Source organism: Streptomyces sp. NBC_01176 (assembly GCF_045039825.1).
In the GTDB taxonomy this organism is placed as follows: Bacteria; Actinomycetota; Actinomycetes; order Streptomycetales; family Streptomycetaceae; genus Streptomyces.
Map to the genome: position 1 here is coordinate 4,348,059 of NZ_CP108600.1, position 14,824 is coordinate 4,362,882.

Genomic DNA, 14,824 nt, shown 5'->3' on the forward strand with positions numbered 1-14,824 from the left:
CTGCGTGCCGTTCGTCAAGGCCCCCCATGCCCAAAGCAAGTGCCGCGATCGTCACGTGCAACCTGTCTTGCAGCCCGTCTTGCAGCCCGTCACGGGCTCGGCCGGAGGCACAACGAAGATCACCATACTCGTCGCGAACCGCAGTGCAAGGCAGCCGCTGCCGGACCCCCTGAACGCCGAAGAGCGACCACCCAGTTGGGTGATCGCTCTTCGGTGCGTCAGCGTTACAGCGCCACGCGGGCGACTGCGGCAGCTCGCGAGGGAGCCCTCAGCGGGCTCCTGGGACTACTTGACCTCGACGGAGGCGCCGGCGCCCTTGAGGGACTCGGCAGCCTTCTCGGCGGCCTCCTTGGCGACCTTCTCGAGGACGGGCTTCGGAGCGCCGTCGACGAGGTCCTTGGCCTCCTTCAGGCCCAGCGAGGTCAGCTCACGCACGACCTTGATGACCTGGATCTTCTTCTCGCCGGCACCCGTGAGGATGACGTCGAACTCGTCCTGCTCGGCCTCGGCCTCGGCCGGGGCGGCAGCGGCGGCGGGGCCGACGGCGACCGCGGCGGCGGCGGTGACGTCGAACTTCTCCTCGAAGGCCTTCACGAACTCGGCGAGCTCGATGAGGGTGAGGTTCTCGAACTGCGCGAGCAGCTCTTCCTGGGACAGCTTCGCCATGATGGCGTCCTTCCACTAATTCGGCAGGTGCCGGATGTACTGGTGAGGCGGGCGTACGTTCGGCCCGCTACGACCGTCGCCTCAGGCGGCGGTCAATGCGCGAGCCGAATTACTCGGCACCGCCCTGCTCGGCCTGCTTGGCACGAAGCGCCTCCGCGGTGCGGACGAACTTCGAGGGAAGCGCCTGGAAGAGGCGAGCAGTCTGCGTCTGCTTGCCCTTGAAGGCACCCGCCAGCTTGGCGAGCAGAACCTCGCGGGACTCGAGGTCCGCAAGCTTCTTGATCTCGTCGGCGGACAGCGCCTTGCCGTCAAGGACACCGCCCTTGATGACGAGGTTGGGGTTGTCCTTGGCGAAGTCACGAAGACCCTTCGCCGACGTCACCGGGTCACCGGTGATGAAGGCGACCGCCGTCGGACCGTTGAAAAGGTCGTCGAGCGTGGAGATCCCGGCCTCGTTGGCCGCAATCTTGGTCAGCGTGTTCTTCACCACGGCGTACTGGGCGTCTTCACCGAGCGAACGGCGCAGCGTCTTGAGCTGCGCCACGGTGAGACCCCGGTACTCGGTCAGCACGGCGGCGTTCGAGCTGCGGAACTGGTCCGCGAGCTCGGCTACCGCGGCAGCCTTGTCGGGCCTTGCCATAGAGCGTCGGCCTCCTTCCGGGTGATGAGGACCGCTCGGAAGGGGCTGGGCAAACGAAACGCCCCGGCGCAGGCGCACGGGGCGTAGCTCGACCGGCATGTCCGCAAGCTGGGCAAGCGAACTCCGGGAGCACATCCACGGTCACCTACGCGGGTCGTCCGCAGTTTCAGCGGATCCTTCGGCCACCCTGCCCTCTTACGAGCGCAAAGCAACGACCAGCGGTCTTTGGCTTCTGGGGAACAGTACGTGAAGGGCGCGCTGTCAAGCAAATCCGCTCGACAGCGCCCGGGTTCAGCCCTGCTGGGCGTCCTTCATCATCTCGGCCAGGTCGACGGTGTCCTTGGCGGGCGGGGCCTTCACCGTCACCGGCTTGTTGTAGTCCAGGAAGGTCACGGTCACGTCGAACGGGCCCTTGTCGGCGGCGGCGCGCACCCGCACCTGCTTGGCGTGGTCGTCCGGACCGATCCACAGGTCCATCGTGAGCTTGTCGGCGCCCAGGTCCTCGTACTGCTTCAGGCTCTTCTCGCGCTTCTCCCGCGTCGCCTTGTCCTCGTCCTTGAACGTGGCGCGGAGGTCGTCGAGGGTGACCGTGCCCTTGTAGTGCGTGGTCCGGACACCGTCGACCTTCTCGGTGCCGACCTTCTTCACGTCCTTGGACCCGGTCAGGTAGGTGGACTCCTGCGACGGGTCCTGGTTGGCCTGGCTCGACAGTCCGCCGGCGCCGCGGCCCGCGGCGGCGTCGGCGCCCTTGGCCGCCCCGGAGAGGTCGAACTTCATCCAGCGCTTGCCGTCGAGCTCCTTCGCCACGGCCTCTCCGCCGCCCAGGTACATCGCCCCGTCGACGACCCGGATCTCGCCCTTGCCGTCGGCGCCCTCGTCGAGAGCGTTCATCTTCATGCTCATGGCCAGCGGCTTCATGCTCATCGCCGCCTCGGCCTCGACCCGGCCGGTCTCCGGGACCTTGCCGGTCATCCGGTAGGTGAGGGACGTGATGGCCTCCGTGTTCTTCGCTGCCTGGGCCACGGCCGCCGCGGGCGTCATCTTCGGCGACTCGTCACTCTTCGCACAGGCGACGGCGCCGCCGCCGAGGACCAGGGCGGCGAGCGCCGCCCCCGTCGCGCCACGACGCACGGAACCACGTACAGAGAACATCAGGATCCCCCCAGGGAACACTTGAACGATTAACAGACTCGGCGCGAGCCTAGCCCAGGGGGGTGCCGGTGGTCTCCTGAATTCTTTTGGTTTTCTTGAACCTCGGTGGCCTCAGCCGGCGGCGCCCTGCGTCTTCAGCAGGTCCTTGAAGTCGGCCGTGTCGCCCGCCGGCGGCGCCTGGCTGGAGACCTTCACCCCGTAGTCGCTGTAGTACGTCGTCGAGGACATCGTGCCGCTCGACAGATCTCCCTTGGAGACTGCCTTGACGAGCAGGTCGTCGCCGTTGACCCAGATGTCGACGTCCTCCGTGGTGATACCGGCCTGCGTGAACTGCTTCTTCAGGTCGGCGAGCTGGCCGGCGGAGAGGTGCGAGCTCTTGGCGGCGAGGTCCGAGACCTCCACCGTGCCCGCGTAGTGCGTGGTCTGCTCGCCCCGGACCTTCTCCTCGGCGACCTTCTTGACGTCACCGGAGGCCAGCAGGAGCTTCACCGACTGGTTCGGCGAGTTGTTCTGCATCTGGTCCTTGAGAAGGGCTCCTGAGCCGCCCCCGAGCTTCGCCAGGTCGTCGTACGCGTACCTGATCCAGTGCTTGCCGCCGGTCTGCCGGGCGAAGGTCTCGCCCATCTTCGCGTAGTAGGCGTCCGACAGATAGCGGGCCTGCATGGACGTCGCGCCCGCCTTGCGCATCGTCTCGGCCATCGTGCCGCCGGTGTAGGTGATCGTCATGTTGCCGGTGAGGCCGTCGCTCCAGCCCATGACGCCGTCCGACTTCATGGACATCAGCGTGCCCATGGTCGTCGTCGACTCGACCTTGGCCGAGTCCGCGCCGTCGGTGGACTTCTCGGCGGACTGCAGTGCCGCCACGGGGCTCACACGGGTCGTGCTCCTGTGGGCCGCCTTGTCGTCCTTGCCGGATCCCCCCGACGAGCCCGAGGAGCAGGCGGTCACTGTCGTCAGCGCGCTCACCAGAGCGATCGAGAGGGTCACGCGGCGCATGGTCGTGCTCTTCATTCGTCCCCACCCCTATGCGAATCCTGAGAGCCGCACGCTAGCGCAGCGCGCTGACACCCCTGTCGGATCGTGTGTCCAGGAATGGGGACGGGCCCCGCACCTCGAAAGGTTGCGGGGCCCGTACCAAGAACGCGTATGCGACGCGGTCACCGGGGTGAGCGGAGGGCTCAGACGGCGGCCGGGTCCTCCTCGACGAGGAGGTTGCGGGTGCGGTTCGGGTCGACGGGAACGCCGGGGCCGATCGTGGTGCTGATCGCGGCCTTCTTGATGTAGCGACCCTTGGCGGCCGACGGCTTCAGACGAAGGATCTCGTCGAGCGCGGCGCCGTAGTTCTCCACCAGCTTGTCCTCGTCGAAGGAGGTCTTGCCGATGATGAAGTGGAGGTTCGAGTGCTTGTCGACGCGGAACTCGATCTTGCCGCCCTTGATCTCGGTCACGGCCTTGGCCACGTCCGGGGTCACGGTGCCGGTCTTCGGGTTCGGCATCAGACCACGCGGGCCGAGGACACGGCCGAGGCGGCCGACCTTGCCCATGAGGTCCGGGGTGGCGACGACGGCGTCGAAGTCCAGACGGCCCTTCGACACCTCGTCGATGAGCTCGTCGGAGCCGACGATGTCGGCGCCCGCGGCGAGTGCTGCCTCGGCACGGTCACCGGTCGCGAAGACCAGGACCCGGGCGGTCTTGCCGGTGCCGTGCGGGAGGTTCACGGTGCCACGGACCATCTGGTCGGCCTTGCGCGGGTCGACACCCAGACGGAAGGCGACCTCGACGGTGCCGTCGAACTTGCTCGTGGAGGTCTCCTTGGCGAGACGGACGGCCTCGAGCGGGGCGTAGAGCTTCTCCCGGTCGATCTTGGCGTCCGCAGCGCGGAGAGACTTGCTGCGCTTGCTCACTACTGCTCCTGATGTGTTCTGAGGAGTCGTGGTGCGGGCCGAGCAGGCCCTGCCACGGTCGTTCTCGATGTGCGGCTCGCGCCGCGTGGCCTACGAAGGTGGGCGTCAGCCCTCGACCGTGATGCCCATGGAACGGGCGGTGCCGGCGATGATCTTCGACGCGGCGTCCAGGTCGTTGGCGTTCAGGTCGGGAAGCTTGGTCGTGGCGATCTCGCGGACCTGCGCCTCGGTGATCTTGGCGACCTTGGTCTTGTGCGGCTCGCCCGAGCCCTTCTCGACACCAGCGGCCTTGAGGATCATCTTCGCGGCCGGCGGAGTCTTGGTGATGAAGGTGAAGGAGCGGTCTTCGTAGACCGTGATCTCCACCGGGATCACCCAGCCACGCTGCGACTCGGTCGCGGCGTTGTAGGCCTTGCAGAACTCCATGATGTTGACGCCGTGCTGACCGAGCGCGGGGCCGACCGGCGGGGCCGGGTTCGCCGCACCGGCGTTGATCTGGAGCTTGATGAGCCCCGTGACCTTCTTCTTCTTGGGAGGCATGTGCTCTCTCCGGGTCCTAGTGAGAGTTTTCAGCTTCCGTCCGGTTCATCCGGATGGAGGCATACCGCACAACGATAACGGGTATCCATGCGGGGCCAAAAACCGAGCAGGTCAGACGGGCTGCGTGAGCCCGTCTGACCTGTTCGGAAGACGTACGTCCAGAAGCCGCTAGTTCTTCTGGATCTGGTCGAAGGAAAGCTCGACCGGGGTCTCGCGGCCGAAGATCTCGACGAGGCCCTTGACCTTCTTCGAGTCGGCGTTGATCTCGTTGATCGTCGCCTGCAGCGTGGCGAACGGGCCGTCGGTGACGGTGACCGAGTCGCCGACCTCGAAGTCCAGCACCTGGACCTCGACCTTGCGCTGCGGAGCGGGCTTGCCCTCGGCCTCGGCGGCCTCACGCGCGGCCTTCTCCTCGGCCTCCGGAGCGAGCATCTTGACGATCTCGTCCAGGGTCAGCGGGTACGGGTCGTAGGCGTTGCCCACGAAGCCGGTGACGCCGGGAGTGTTGCGGACGACGCCCCAGGACTCGTTCGTCAGGTCCATGCGCACGAGCACGTAGCCGGGGAGCTTGTTCTGACGGATGGTCTTGCGCTCGCCGTTCTTGATCTGCGCGACCTCTTCCTGGGGCACCTCGGCCTGGAAGATGAAGTCCTCGACGTTCAGCGAGACGGCACGCTGCTCGAGGTTGGTCTTCACGCGGTTCTCGTAACCGGCGTAGGTGTGGATGACGTACCACTCGCCGGGGAGGGTGCGGAGCTCCTCGCGGAGGGCCTCCACGGGGTCGACGGGCTCGGCCGGCTCGGCCTCCGCCTCATCGGCGTCCTCGTCCTCGGCGAGAGCGCCCTCGGGGACGTCCTCGTCCTCGACGTCCTCACCGGACTCGTCCTCGACGTGCAGGGCCGTTTCCTCGGCGGGCTCGCCGGCGGCGGCATCGGCAGCCTCGAACTCGTCCACGACGTCCGCTCCCTCGACGATGTCGAGCTCGTCGTCAACGGACTCGACCGACTCGCTGGCGTCGTTCAGGTTCGGGTCAGACACGGTGGCTGCTTCTTCCTGGATACATGGGGGTGGAACACGCGAAAGGGGCGCCGGTGACGGCGCCCTTCGCTCTCGGCTCAGCCGAAGACGTACTTGGCGGCGTGGTTGAGCCCATAGTCAATCACGGTCACCAGGCCAATCATGATGACGACAAAAACGATCACCACTGTGGTGTACGTCGTCAGCTGATTGCGAGTCGGCCAGACGACCTTGCGGAGCTCCGCGACGATCTGGCGATAGAAGGTGGCGAGGCGCTTCAGCGGGCCCTTCTTGGCACGCTTACCACCCTTGCGAGCCTTCTTCTTGGACTCGGGCGCCTCGGCATCAGGCATGTCGATGGAGCCCACGGCGTCCGTCACTCGTCCTCACCTGATTCCGGGTCGTGGCCGTGCCGCGCCCGGTTGAGCCGCACGGCGGTGCATTGCAGTACGTACATGCGTGCACACATCCTGGCGAAGGAGTGTGTAGCAGGGCCGGAGGGACTTGAACCCCCAACCGCTGGTTTTGGAGACCAGTGCTCTACCAATTGAGCTACGACCCTTTGGTTTTCCCCCAACGTACCGCATCCGACCGAGTGCTCGCTGTGCGCACGGTGGGTGCGGCCGGTGAAGGCCAACGAGGTGAGAGTGTACGTGGTCCGGGGCCGGGCGTCGAACAGAAAGTGTCCGTAAGGACTTTGTGCGTCGGAGATCGACCGGTGGGCGGTGCGCGTCCGGACTGGTGTTCTCCCGCTGTTCAGTCTGTGAAACCCGCGTGCCGGGGGCGTTTCCGGTCTGAAACGATGGGCCCCATGAGCGCTGCAACCCCTCCCACCGAGCGCCGGGTCTCCGCCCGAGTCGGCGCGATCTCCGAGTCCGCCACTCTCGCCGTGGACGCCAAGGCCAAGGCCCTCAAGGCCGCCGGGCGGCCGGTGATCGGCTTCGGCGCCGGTGAGCCCGACTTCCCGACCCCGGACTACATCGTCCAGGCCGCCATCGAGGCCTGCTCGAACCCGAAGTACCACCGCTACACGCCCGCCGGCGGCCTGCCCGAGCTGAAGGCCGCCATCGCCGCCAAGACCCTGCGCGACTCCGGCTACGAGGTGGAGGCCGCCCAGGTCCTGGTGACCAACGGCGGCAAGCAGGCCATCTACGAGGCCTTCGCCGCCATCCTCGACCCGGGCGACGAGGTCATCGTCCCGGCTCCCTACTGGACGACCTACCCGGAGTCCATCCGTCTCGCCGGTGGTGTCCCGGTCGAGGTCGTCGCCGACGAGACCACCGGCTACCGCGTGTCCGTCGAGCAGCTGGAGGCCGCCCGCACCGAGAACACCAAGGTGCTGCTCTTCGTCTCCCCGTCCAACCCGACGGGCGCGGTCTACACCCGCGAGCAGATCGAGGAGATCGGCCGCTGGGCCGCCGACAAGGGCCTGTGGGTCCTGACCGACGAGATCTACGAGCACCTGGTCTACGGCGACGCCGAGTTCCACTCCGTGCCCGTGGTGGTGCCCGAGCTCGCCGACAAGTGCATCGTCGTCAACGGCGTGGCGAAGACGTACGCCATGACCGGCTGGCGCGTGGGCTGGGTCATCGGCCCCAAGGACGTCATCAAGGCCGCGACCAACCTCCAGTCGCACGCCACCTCGAACGTGTCCAACGTGGCCCAGGTCGCCGCCCTCGCCGCCGTCTCCGGCGACCTGACGGCCGTGGCCGAGATGCGCGAGGCCTTCGACCGCCGCCGCAAGACCATCGTGCGCATGCTCAACGAGATCGAGGGTGTCCTGTGCCCCGAGCCCGAGGGCGCCTTCTACGCGTACCCCTCGGTCAAGGCGCTGATCGGCAAGGAGATCCGCGGCAGGCGCCCCCAGGACACGGTGGAGCTGGCCGCGCTCATCCTCGAGGAGGCCGAGGTCGCGGTCGTCCCCGGCGAGGCCTTCGGTACGCCGGGGTATCTGCGTCTCTCGTACGCCCTGGGTGACGAGGATCTCGTCGAGGGCGTCAGCCGGATCCAGAAGCTGCTGGCCGAGGCGCAGGACTGACGTCCCCGGCGCCTCTCGTCGTACGTTTCGCGTGGGCGCGCTCCACGCGCGTGTGCGGGCCGTTTCCCCCCGGGGAGACGGCCCGCTTCTTCGTGCGAGCAAGACCACTAAAGGGGAAAGCGCTACCGGGACGACCCGGACGTGCGGCAGGATCCTGGAATGGAGCGCGTACGTGATCTCTCTGAACTGCCGAAAGCCCATCTGCACCTGCACTTCACCGGTTCGATGCGGCCGACCACCCTGCTGGAGCTGGCCGACAAGTACGGCGTCCGGCTGCCCGAAGCCCTGACCGAGGCGCTGACCAGCGGGGAACCGCCGAGGCTGCGGGCGACCGACGAGCGCGGCTGGTTCCGCTTCCAGCGGCTGTACGACGCGGCACGGTCCTGCCTCAGAGAGCCCGACGACATCCGGCGGCTGGTGCGCGAGGCCGCCGAGGAGGACATCAAGGACGGCTCCGGGTGGCTGGAGATCCAGGTCGATCCGACCTCGTACGCGCCCCGCCTGGGCGGCCTCATCCCGGCCCTGGAGATCATCCTGGACGGCGTCGACTCGGCCGTGCGCGAGACCGGCATCGGGATGCGGGTCGTGGTGGCCGCGAACCGTATGAAGCACCCCCTGGACGCGCGCACGCTGGCCCGGCTCGCGGTGCGTTACGCGGACCGGGGCGTCGTCGGTTTCGGGCTGTCGAACGACGAGCGGCGGGGCATGGCGCGCGACTTCGACCGGGCCTTCGCGATCGCGCGCGAGGGCGGGCTGCTGTCCGCGCCGCACGGCGGCGAACTGGCCGGTCCGGCCTCGGTCCGCGACTGCCTGGACGACCTGCACGCCACCCGGATCGGGCACGGGGTGCGCGCCGCCGAGAACCCACGGCTGCTGGCGCGGCTCGCGGAGCGCGGCATCACCTGTGAGGTGTGCCCGGCGTCGAACGTCGCCCTGGGCGTGTACGAGAAGGCCGAGGACATCCCCCTGCGCACGCTCTTCGAAGCCGGTGTCCCGATGGCCCTCGGCGCCGACGACCCGCTCCTGTTCGGCTCGCGGCTCGCCGCCCAGTACGAGCTGGCGCGCCACCACCACGGCTTCACGGACGCCGAACTGGCCGAACTGGCCCGCCAGTCCGTACGGGGCTCGGCGGCACCCCAGGACGTCAGGGGGAAGCTGCTGGCCGGCATCGACGACTGGCTGGCCGCCCCGGTCGCCTGACGAGCGTGACCCTCGCGAGGCCCGCCGCGACGGAGATTCCGCCCGGCGGCGCGCGTCCGTCCTGCCGCGCCGGCCGACGGAAGCGCCCCATGAATTCGACCAAGGGGAACACGCCATGAAACTGACCGTCTTCGGTGCCACCGGCGGTATCGGCCAGGAGATCGTCCGGCAGGCACTGGCCTCCGGCCACCAGGTCACGGCCGTCGTACGGGATCCGGCACGGTTGTCCGTCACGGGCGCGGGCCTGGAGGTCCTCCGCTCGGATCTCACCGACCCCGAGGCGCTGCGCCCCGCGGTCCGGGGCCGGGACGCGGTCCTCTCCGGGCTCGGCGCCCGCAGCCGCAAGGACGCCGGGGTCACGACCCGGCTGACCCGTACGGTGCTCGGCGCGATGCGGGCCGAGGGGGTGCGCCGGCTGCTGGTGGTGAGCGCCGGGCCGGTCGGTCCCGACGCCGAGGGCGCCTCTTTCGCCGACCGTGCCGCGCGGGGCCTGATCTCCGTGATCCTGAAGGACGTCTACGCCGACCTGAGAGCCATGGAGGGCGAACTGGCCCGGAGCGCGACCGACTGGACGGTCGTACGCCCGCCGCGGCTGCGGAACAAGCCGGTGACCGGCTCGTACCGGACGGCGGTGGGGGGCTTCCCGCTCAGGGGCCGCTTCATCGCGCGCGCCGACGTGGCGCACGCGATGCTGGCGATGGTCACCGACGCGGGGACGGTGGGGCAGGGGGTGGGGATCGCCTATTGAGCCGACGCGAGGACGTGGGAGGAGGGGGAGCGGGGGTCGCTCCCGGGCCGACGCGATTCGGCCGGACACGGCCTACAGGCGCACGCCCACCGTCACCGGTTCGTTGACCAGGGTGATCCCGAAGGCGTCCCGCACGCCGGTGACGACCTCGCGGGCCAGCGCGAGGAGGTCCTCGGTGGTGGCCCGGCCGCGGTTGGTGAGGGCCAGCGTGTGCTTGGTGGAGATCCGGGCGGGCCCGGAGCCGTACCCCTTGGTGAATCCGGACTTGTCGATCAGCCAGGCGGCGGACGTCTTGGTGTGTCCCTCGCCCGCCGGATAGGCGGGCGGCACGACGTCGGAGCCGAGCCGCTGCGCCACGCGCGCGTGGAACGCGGCGAACTCGTCGTCCGTGAGGATCGGATTGGTGAAGAACGACCCGGCGGACCAGGTGTCGTGGTCCTCGGGGTCGAGCACCATGCCCTTGCCGGAGCGCAGCTTGAGGACGGTTTCACGGGCGGATGCGAGGGGCACGCGGTCGCCGGGCTCCACGCCCAGCGCGCGGGCCGTCTCGGCGTACTTGACCGGAGCCGACAGTCCCGCCGCGTCCTCCAGCTCGAACCGGACGCGCAGCACGACATGACGCTCGGGGTCGGCCTTGAAGCGGCTGTGGCGGTAGGAGAAGGAGCAGTCGGCGTTCGTGAGGGTGACCGTCTCGCGCGTCTTCCGGTCGTACGCGATCACTTCAGTGATGGTCGACGACACTTCCTGGCCGTACGCGCCCACGTTCTGGATCGGGGTCGCGCCCGCGGAACCGGGGATGCCTGCGAGGCACTCGACGCCCGCGAGTCCGGCCTCGACGGTGCGGGCGACCGCGTCGCTCCACACCTCGCCCGCGGCCAGCTCCAGGGCCGTCCCGTCGAGCGCGAACCCGCTCGTCGCGATGCGCAGGGCGGTACCGGCGAAGCCCTTGTCGCCGATGACGAGGTTCGATCCGCCGCCGATCAGCAGCAGCGGGGTACCGGTGTCGTCGGCCTCGCGGACGGCGGCGATCACCTCGGCGTCGGTCGTGGCGGTGATCAGCCGGGTCGCGGGCCCCCCGAGCCGGAAGGTGGTCAACGGGGCGAGCGGGGCGTCATGGAGTTCCTGCACGGGCTCAAGACTACGAGAAGGCTCGGGACTCTCGGCCCGCGGTACGGACGGGCGAGCCGCCGGACCAGCGCCCGCGCCGGCAGGCGGCTCGAGGACGGCATGGAGACGGCCCCGCCGTGGAGGCGGGGCCGTCTCGTGTCGTACGGGATGCGGACAGGCGATTCAGCGCGAGGCGGCTTCCAGGGCCGGGGTGAGGGCGGGGGCCGGGACCTCGGTCACGGTCTCCGAGCGCGCCGCGCGCCGTGCCGAGGGGATGAGCAGCACCGCGACTCCCGCCAGGGCGACCACCGCGGAGCCCACCACCAGCGCGGGCCGCAGTCCGTCCACGAAGGTCTTCGCGGTCTCGTAGCCGCCCTGGGCGGAGAAGATCGACGACATCACCGCGATGCCGAGCGCGCCGCCCACCTCGCGCAGCGCGTTGTTGGCGCCGGAGGCGATGCCCTGTTCCTGCGGACGGACGCTGGACATGACCAGGTTGGACGCCGGGGCGAAGTACAGGGACATTCCGATGCCGCTGATGATCAGGGCGGGCAGCTGCTCGGCGTACGAGACGTCGGCGGCGACCACCAGGGCGTAGTAGGCGAGCCCGACCGCCTGGAGGAAGAGCCCGGTGGCGACGACGGGGCGTCCGCCGATGCGGTCGGAGAGGTAGCCGGCGATCGGCGCCACGAGCATCGGCATACCGGTCCAGGGCAGCATCCGCAGGCCCGCCTCGGTGGGCGAGTAGCCGAGGACGCCCTGCATGTACTGGCTGAGCAGGAAGATCGAACCGAACATCCCGAGGAACATCAGCAGGCTCGCGGCGTTGATCCCGGCAAAGGCGCGGGAGCGGAAGAGCCGCATCGGGAGCATCGGGTTCTTCGCCCGAATGCCGTGCAGGACGAAGGCGGCGAGCAGCGCGGCCCCGGCGAGCAGGCCGGTCAGCACGATCGGGCTGGTCCAGCCGTCGGCGGGACCGCGGACCAGGCCGTACACGATTCCGAAGAGGCCGCCGCTGGCGAGCAGGGTGCCGGGGATGTCGAGCCGGGCACCGGCGCCGTGGGACTCGGCCAGACGAAGCCGGGCGAGCGGGAGGAGGGCGAGGCCCAGCGGAACGTTCAGCCAGAAGATCCAGTGCCAGGACACGTGTTCGGTGAGGCTGCCGCCGATGAGGGGCCCGGAAGCGACCGCGAGTCCGTTCACGGCGCCCCAGATCCCGTACGCCATCCCGCGCCTGGCGGCCGGTACGGCGGCCGTCAGCAGGGTCAGCGTCAGCGGCATCATGATGGCGGCGCCGACACCCTGGACCGCGCGGGCGGCGATCAACGAGTCGATGCCCGGGGCCATGGCCGCGGCGGCGGAGGCGCCGGTGAAGACGGTGAGGCCGACGAGGAAGAGCCGGCGGCGGCCGAAGCGGTCGCCCAGCGCCGCGCCGAACATCAGCAGGACGGCGAAGGTGAGCGTGTACGCGCTCACGGTCCATTCCAGGTCGTCCAGCGCTCCTCCGAGGTCCTTGCGGATGGAGGGCAGCGCGGTCGTGACCACGAGGTTGTCGAGGGCCGCCATGAATCCGGCGACGCTGGTGATGACGAGGGCCCAGGTGGCTCCCCCGCGCCGTGCTGTCTGCTGTGACATCGCTCCCCCTAAGAGTGATTCACTCACGTTGATTAGTTATTGATGACTAACTTTCGCGTCCATGAAAAGGCGACACCCGCCGCCTTCCCGATGAACACCTATCCGCCCGAAACCCTGGCGCGTCCGGCCACCCGCGCCTCCGGATAGATCCCTTCCCAGACCCGGTGGCCGGCCGGAAACCCCATGGCCACGAAGCAGTTGATGAGCATTCCGTACGCCAGGAAACTCGTCGTCTCCCCCACGTCGGCCCCGAGCGGCAGATGGACCGTGTCCCACAGTCGCGTCCAGCCGCCCCGCACCGCCTCGCCGAACTCGCGGTCGCCGGCCTCCTCGGCGGCCGCCACCGCGGTGTACGTCTGCATCTGCATGAGCAGCCGCTCCGGGTGCTCCGCGATGACCCGCGTGTACGCGGTCGCCATGGAGTGCAGGGCCTCCTCGCCCTCCAGCCCCTCGGAGGCCTCCTCGAAGGTGCGGCGGATGTCCTCGAGGCAGCGTTCGGCCGCCGCGAGGAAGATCGCCTTCTTGCCCGGGAAGAGCCGGAAGAGGTACGGCTGCGAGACGCCCACACGCTTGGCGATCGCCTCGGTGGAGGTGCCGTAGTAGCCGCCGCGGGCGAACTCGCTGATCGCCGCGCGGATGACGCTTTCGCGCCTGTCCTCTGCGCTCATCCTGACCATGCGAGAAAGTTAGTACTCAATCACTAACTACGTCAAGGGGGTTCGGGGAACGGGGCGGGGCGTGTCTCCGTGGGGTGCGCGGAGCGGGTTCTGTGAGGCGAGAACGTGTAAGGGGCGTCCGCAATGGGCGGGCGCCCCTTACGCGTTGGCGGTCGGCGCCCCGGTCAGGCCAGTCGCACGACCGCTCGCGACATGCCCAGGACCTTCTGGCCCGCGCTCGTGGCGGTGAGGTCGACGCGGACGGTGTTGTCGTCCAGCTTGGCCGCGACCTTGGCGCTGACCTCGACGGTCGCTCCCTTGTCATCGTTCGGCACGATGACGGGCTTGGTGAACCGCACGCCGTACTCGACCACCGCGCCCGGGTCGCCGACCCAGTCGGTGACGACGCGGATCGCCTCGGCCATGGTGAACATGCCGTGCGCGATGACGTCGGGGAGACCGACCTCGACCGCGAACTTCTCGTTCCAGTGGATCGGATTGAAGTCCCCGGAGGCGCCCGCGTACTGCACGAGTGTGGCGCGAGTCACGGGGAAGGTCTGGGCCGGCAGCTCCGTACCGACCTCGACATCACCGTAGGTAACCTTCGCCGCCATGATCAGCCCTCCGCCCGTGCCACGAGTTTGGTGATGGCCGTCACCACGTGCTCGCCCGTCTCGTCGTGGACCTCACCGCGGATGTCCAGGATGTCGTTGCCGGCCATGGACTTGATCGCCTCGATGGTCGAGGTGACCGTGAGCCGGTCGCCCGCGCGCACCGGGCGGGTGTAGGCGAACTTCTGGTCGCCGTGCACCACGCGGCTGTAGTCGAGACCCAGTTGGGGGTCCTCGACGACCTGCCCCGCGGCCTTGAAGGTGATGGCGAACACGAAGGTCGGCGGGGCGATCACATCGGCGTGCCCGAGGGCCTTGGCGGCCTCCGGGTCCGTGTACGCCGGGTTGGTGTCCCCCACGGCCTCCGCGAATTCGCGGATCTTCTCCCGGCCCACCTCATAGGGCTCGGTGGGCGGGTAGGACCGCCCCACGAAGGACTGGTCGAGCGCCATGGGCCCGGAACCTCCTGATATTCAGCCGGTGCGGCGTACGCCGCGGTGCAGCGGGTCCCGGCCGGTGTCCGGCGCCGCGCTGCGGCACTCGGTCCTGGCCGGCGGCCGGTGACGACCGCCCGGCGTTCGGCACGCCCGGCATCCGATGGGTGAACGACGCGAGGCCGCCCCCGTTACTGGGGACGGCCTCGTGTACGAGCCTGAAATTATCGCGTTTCGCGGTGCGCGGTGTGCGCGTTGCAACGCGGGCAGTGCTTCTTCATCTCCAGTCGGTCCGGGTCGTTACGCCGGTTCTTCTTGGTGATGTAGTTCCGCTCCTTGCACTCCACGCAGGCCAGCGTGATCTTCGGGCGGACGTCGGTGGCAGCCACAGGAGTGCTCCTTGACGAACGGATGGGACATTAAGACGTTTAACGCATAGAAGAGTAGCCGATCGAAGGACCGACCCCACAATCGGC

General features: G+C 68.9%; 17 protein-coding genes and 1 tRNA gene. 3 read left to right on the top strand and 15 right to left on the bottom strand.

All coding sequences use genetic code 11. From position 1 onward, the window contains the following. Positions 1 to 285 precede the first annotated feature (285 nt). The 9 genes from rplL to OG199_RS18635 all read right to left on the bottom strand — a co-directional run bounded on the left by rplL (position 286) and on the right by OG199_RS18635 (position 6,481). The gene (rplL, locus tag OG199_RS18595) at positions 286 to 666 is read right to left on the bottom strand and encodes a 50S ribosomal protein L7/L12 (protein ID WP_266700828.1); all 381 of its coding nucleotides are present in this window, start codon (positions 664 to 666) and stop codon (positions 286 to 288) included. 109 nt (positions 667 to 775) lie between these two features. Then, on the bottom strand, positions 776 to 1,306 hold the full coding sequence (gene rplJ / locus OG199_RS18600) for a 50S ribosomal protein L10 (RefSeq protein WP_103549163.1): 531 nt from the start codon (positions 1,304 to 1,306) through the stop codon (positions 776 to 778). 291 nt (positions 1,307 to 1,597) lie between these two features. Next, positions 1,598 to 2,458 (bottom strand): DUF1396 domain-containing protein, encoded by an 861-nt coding sequence (locus OG199_RS18605; RefSeq protein ID WP_405830382.1) that lies wholly within the window; start codon positions 2,456 to 2,458, stop codon positions 1,598 to 1,600. Between the two features lie 111 nt (positions 2,459 to 2,569). After that, positions 2,570 to 3,469 (bottom strand): hypothetical protein, encoded by a 900-nt coding sequence (locus OG199_RS18610; RefSeq protein WP_405830384.1) that lies wholly within the window; start codon positions 3,467 to 3,469, stop codon positions 2,570 to 2,572. Positions 3,470 to 3,636: 167 nt separating this feature from the next. After that, positions 3,637 to 4,362 carry a 50S ribosomal protein L1 gene (gene rplA, locus OG199_RS18615; protein WP_356801577.1) on the bottom strand — a complete coding sequence of 242 codons (726 nt, stop codon included), beginning with the start codon at positions 4,360 to 4,362 and terminating at the stop codon, positions 3,637 to 3,639. 105 nt (positions 4,363 to 4,467) lie between these two features. Then, entirely contained in the window at positions 4,468 to 4,902 is a 435-nt protein-coding gene (rplK, locus tag OG199_RS18620; protein WP_020132675.1) for a 50S ribosomal protein L11, read from the bottom strand. A gap of 168 nt (positions 4,903 to 5,070) precedes the next feature. Beyond that, positions 5,071 to 5,940, bottom strand: a complete 870-nt coding sequence (nusG, locus tag OG199_RS18625) for a transcription termination/antitermination protein NusG (RefSeq protein ID WP_356801576.1) — start codon at positions 5,938 to 5,940, stop codon at positions 5,071 to 5,073. Between the two features lie 77 nt (positions 5,941 to 6,017). After that, positions 6,018 to 6,299, bottom strand: coding sequence for a preprotein translocase subunit SecE (secE, locus tag OG199_RS18630; protein ID WP_153289137.1), 282 nt, complete (start codon positions 6,297 to 6,299; stop codon positions 6,018 to 6,020). A 109-nt stretch (positions 6,300 to 6,408) separates the two neighbouring features. Beyond that, positions 6,409 to 6,481: transfer RNA gene (locus OG199_RS18635), tRNA-Trp, on the bottom strand. Positions 6,482 to 6,730: 249 nt separating this feature from the next. Here OG199_RS18635 and OG199_RS18640 point away from each other — a divergent pair. The 3 genes from OG199_RS18640 to OG199_RS18650 all read left to right on the top strand — a co-directional run bounded on the left by OG199_RS18640 (position 6,731) and on the right by OG199_RS18650 (position 9,905). Next, on the top strand, positions 6,731 to 7,957 hold the full coding sequence (locus OG199_RS18640; protein WP_401805457.1) for a pyridoxal phosphate-dependent aminotransferase: 1,227 nt from the start codon (positions 6,731 to 6,733) through the stop codon (positions 7,955 to 7,957). A gap of 159 nt (positions 7,958 to 8,116) precedes the next feature. Next, a complete protein-coding gene (locus OG199_RS18645; protein WP_356801573.1) occupies positions 8,117 to 9,157 on the top strand; it encodes an adenosine deaminase in 1,041 nt (346 codons plus the stop codon). A 115-nt stretch (positions 9,158 to 9,272) separates the two neighbouring features. After that, a complete protein-coding gene (locus OG199_RS18650; RefSeq protein WP_356801571.1) occupies positions 9,273 to 9,905 on the top strand; it encodes an NAD(P)H-binding protein in 633 nt (210 codons plus the stop codon). Positions 9,906 to 9,977: 72 nt separating this feature from the next. On the opposite strand, the gene OG199_RS18655 is transcribed toward OG199_RS18650, so the two are convergent. The 6 genes from OG199_RS18655 to rpmG form a co-directional block, all read right to left on the bottom strand. Beyond that, on the bottom strand, positions 9,978 to 11,033 hold the full coding sequence (locus OG199_RS18655) for a UDP-N-acetylmuramate dehydrogenase (RefSeq protein ID WP_356801569.1): 1,056 nt from the start codon (positions 11,031 to 11,033) through the stop codon (positions 9,978 to 9,980). A 162-nt stretch (positions 11,034 to 11,195) separates the two neighbouring features. Continuing rightward, on the bottom strand, positions 11,196 to 12,647 hold the full coding sequence (locus OG199_RS18660) for a DHA2 family efflux MFS transporter permease subunit (RefSeq protein WP_405830388.1): 1,452 nt from the start codon (positions 12,645 to 12,647) through the stop codon (positions 11,196 to 11,198). A gap of 98 nt (positions 12,648 to 12,745) precedes the next feature. After that, positions 12,746 to 13,324 (bottom strand): TetR/AcrR family transcriptional regulator, encoded by a 579-nt coding sequence (locus tag OG199_RS18665; RefSeq protein ID WP_356801565.1) that lies wholly within the window; start codon positions 13,322 to 13,324, stop codon positions 12,746 to 12,748. A gap of 164 nt (positions 13,325 to 13,488) precedes the next feature. Next, positions 13,489 to 13,917, bottom strand: a complete 429-nt coding sequence (locus tag OG199_RS18670; RefSeq protein WP_356801564.1) for a MaoC family dehydratase — start codon at positions 13,915 to 13,917, stop codon at positions 13,489 to 13,491. A gap of 2 nt (positions 13,918 to 13,919) precedes the next feature. After that, positions 13,920 to 14,366, bottom strand: coding sequence for a MaoC family dehydratase N-terminal domain-containing protein (locus OG199_RS18675; protein ID WP_356801562.1), 447 nt, complete (start codon positions 14,364 to 14,366; stop codon positions 13,920 to 13,922). A 206-nt stretch (positions 14,367 to 14,572) separates the two neighbouring features. Next, positions 14,573 to 14,737 (bottom strand): 50S ribosomal protein L33, encoded by a 165-nt coding sequence (gene rpmG, locus OG199_RS18680; protein WP_004571794.1) that lies wholly within the window; start codon positions 14,735 to 14,737, stop codon positions 14,573 to 14,575. Positions 14,738 to 14,824 lie beyond the last annotated feature (87 nt).

Coding starts and splice junctions, on each gene's coding strand:
- rplL (WP_266700828.1), bottom strand. CDS start 666: ATGGCGAAGCTGTCCCAGGAAGAGCTGCTCGCGCAGTTCGAGAACCTC.
- rplJ (WP_103549163.1), bottom strand. CDS start 1,306: ATGGCAAGGCCCGACAAGGCTGCCGCGGTAGCCGAGCTCGCGGACCAG.
- OG199_RS18605 (WP_405830382.1), bottom strand. CDS start 2,458: ATGTTCTCTGTACGTGGTTCCGTGCGTCGTGGCGCGACGGGGGCGGCG.
- OG199_RS18610 (WP_405830384.1), bottom strand. CDS start 3,469: ATGAAGAGCACGACCATGCGCCGCGTGACCCTCTCGATCGCTCTGGTG.
- rplK (WP_020132675.1), bottom strand. CDS start 4,902: ATGCCTCCCAAGAAGAAGAAGGTCACGGGGCTCATCAAGCTCCAGATC.
- OG199_RS18640 (WP_401805457.1), top strand. CDS start 6,731: ATGAGCGCTGCAACCCCTCCCACCGAGCGCCGGGTCTCCGCCCGAGTC.
- OG199_RS18645 (WP_356801573.1), top strand. CDS start 8,117: ATGGAGCGCGTACGTGATCTCTCTGAACTGCCGAAAGCCCATCTGCAC.
- OG199_RS18650 (WP_356801571.1), top strand. CDS start 9,273: ATGAAACTGACCGTCTTCGGTGCCACCGGCGGTATCGGCCAGGAGATC.
- OG199_RS18660 (WP_405830388.1), bottom strand. CDS start 12,647: ATGTCACAGCAGACAGCACGGCGCGGGGGAGCCACCTGGGCCCTCGTC.
- OG199_RS18665 (WP_356801565.1), bottom strand. CDS start 13,324: ATGGTCAGGATGAGCGCAGAGGACAGGCGCGAAAGCGTCATCCGCGCG.
- OG199_RS18670 (WP_356801564.1), bottom strand. CDS start 13,917: ATGGCGGCGAAGGTTACCTACGGTGATGTCGAGGTCGGTACGGAGCTG.
- OG199_RS18675 (WP_356801562.1), bottom strand. CDS start 14,366: ATGGCGCTCGACCAGTCCTTCGTGGGGCGGTCCTACCCGCCCACCGAG.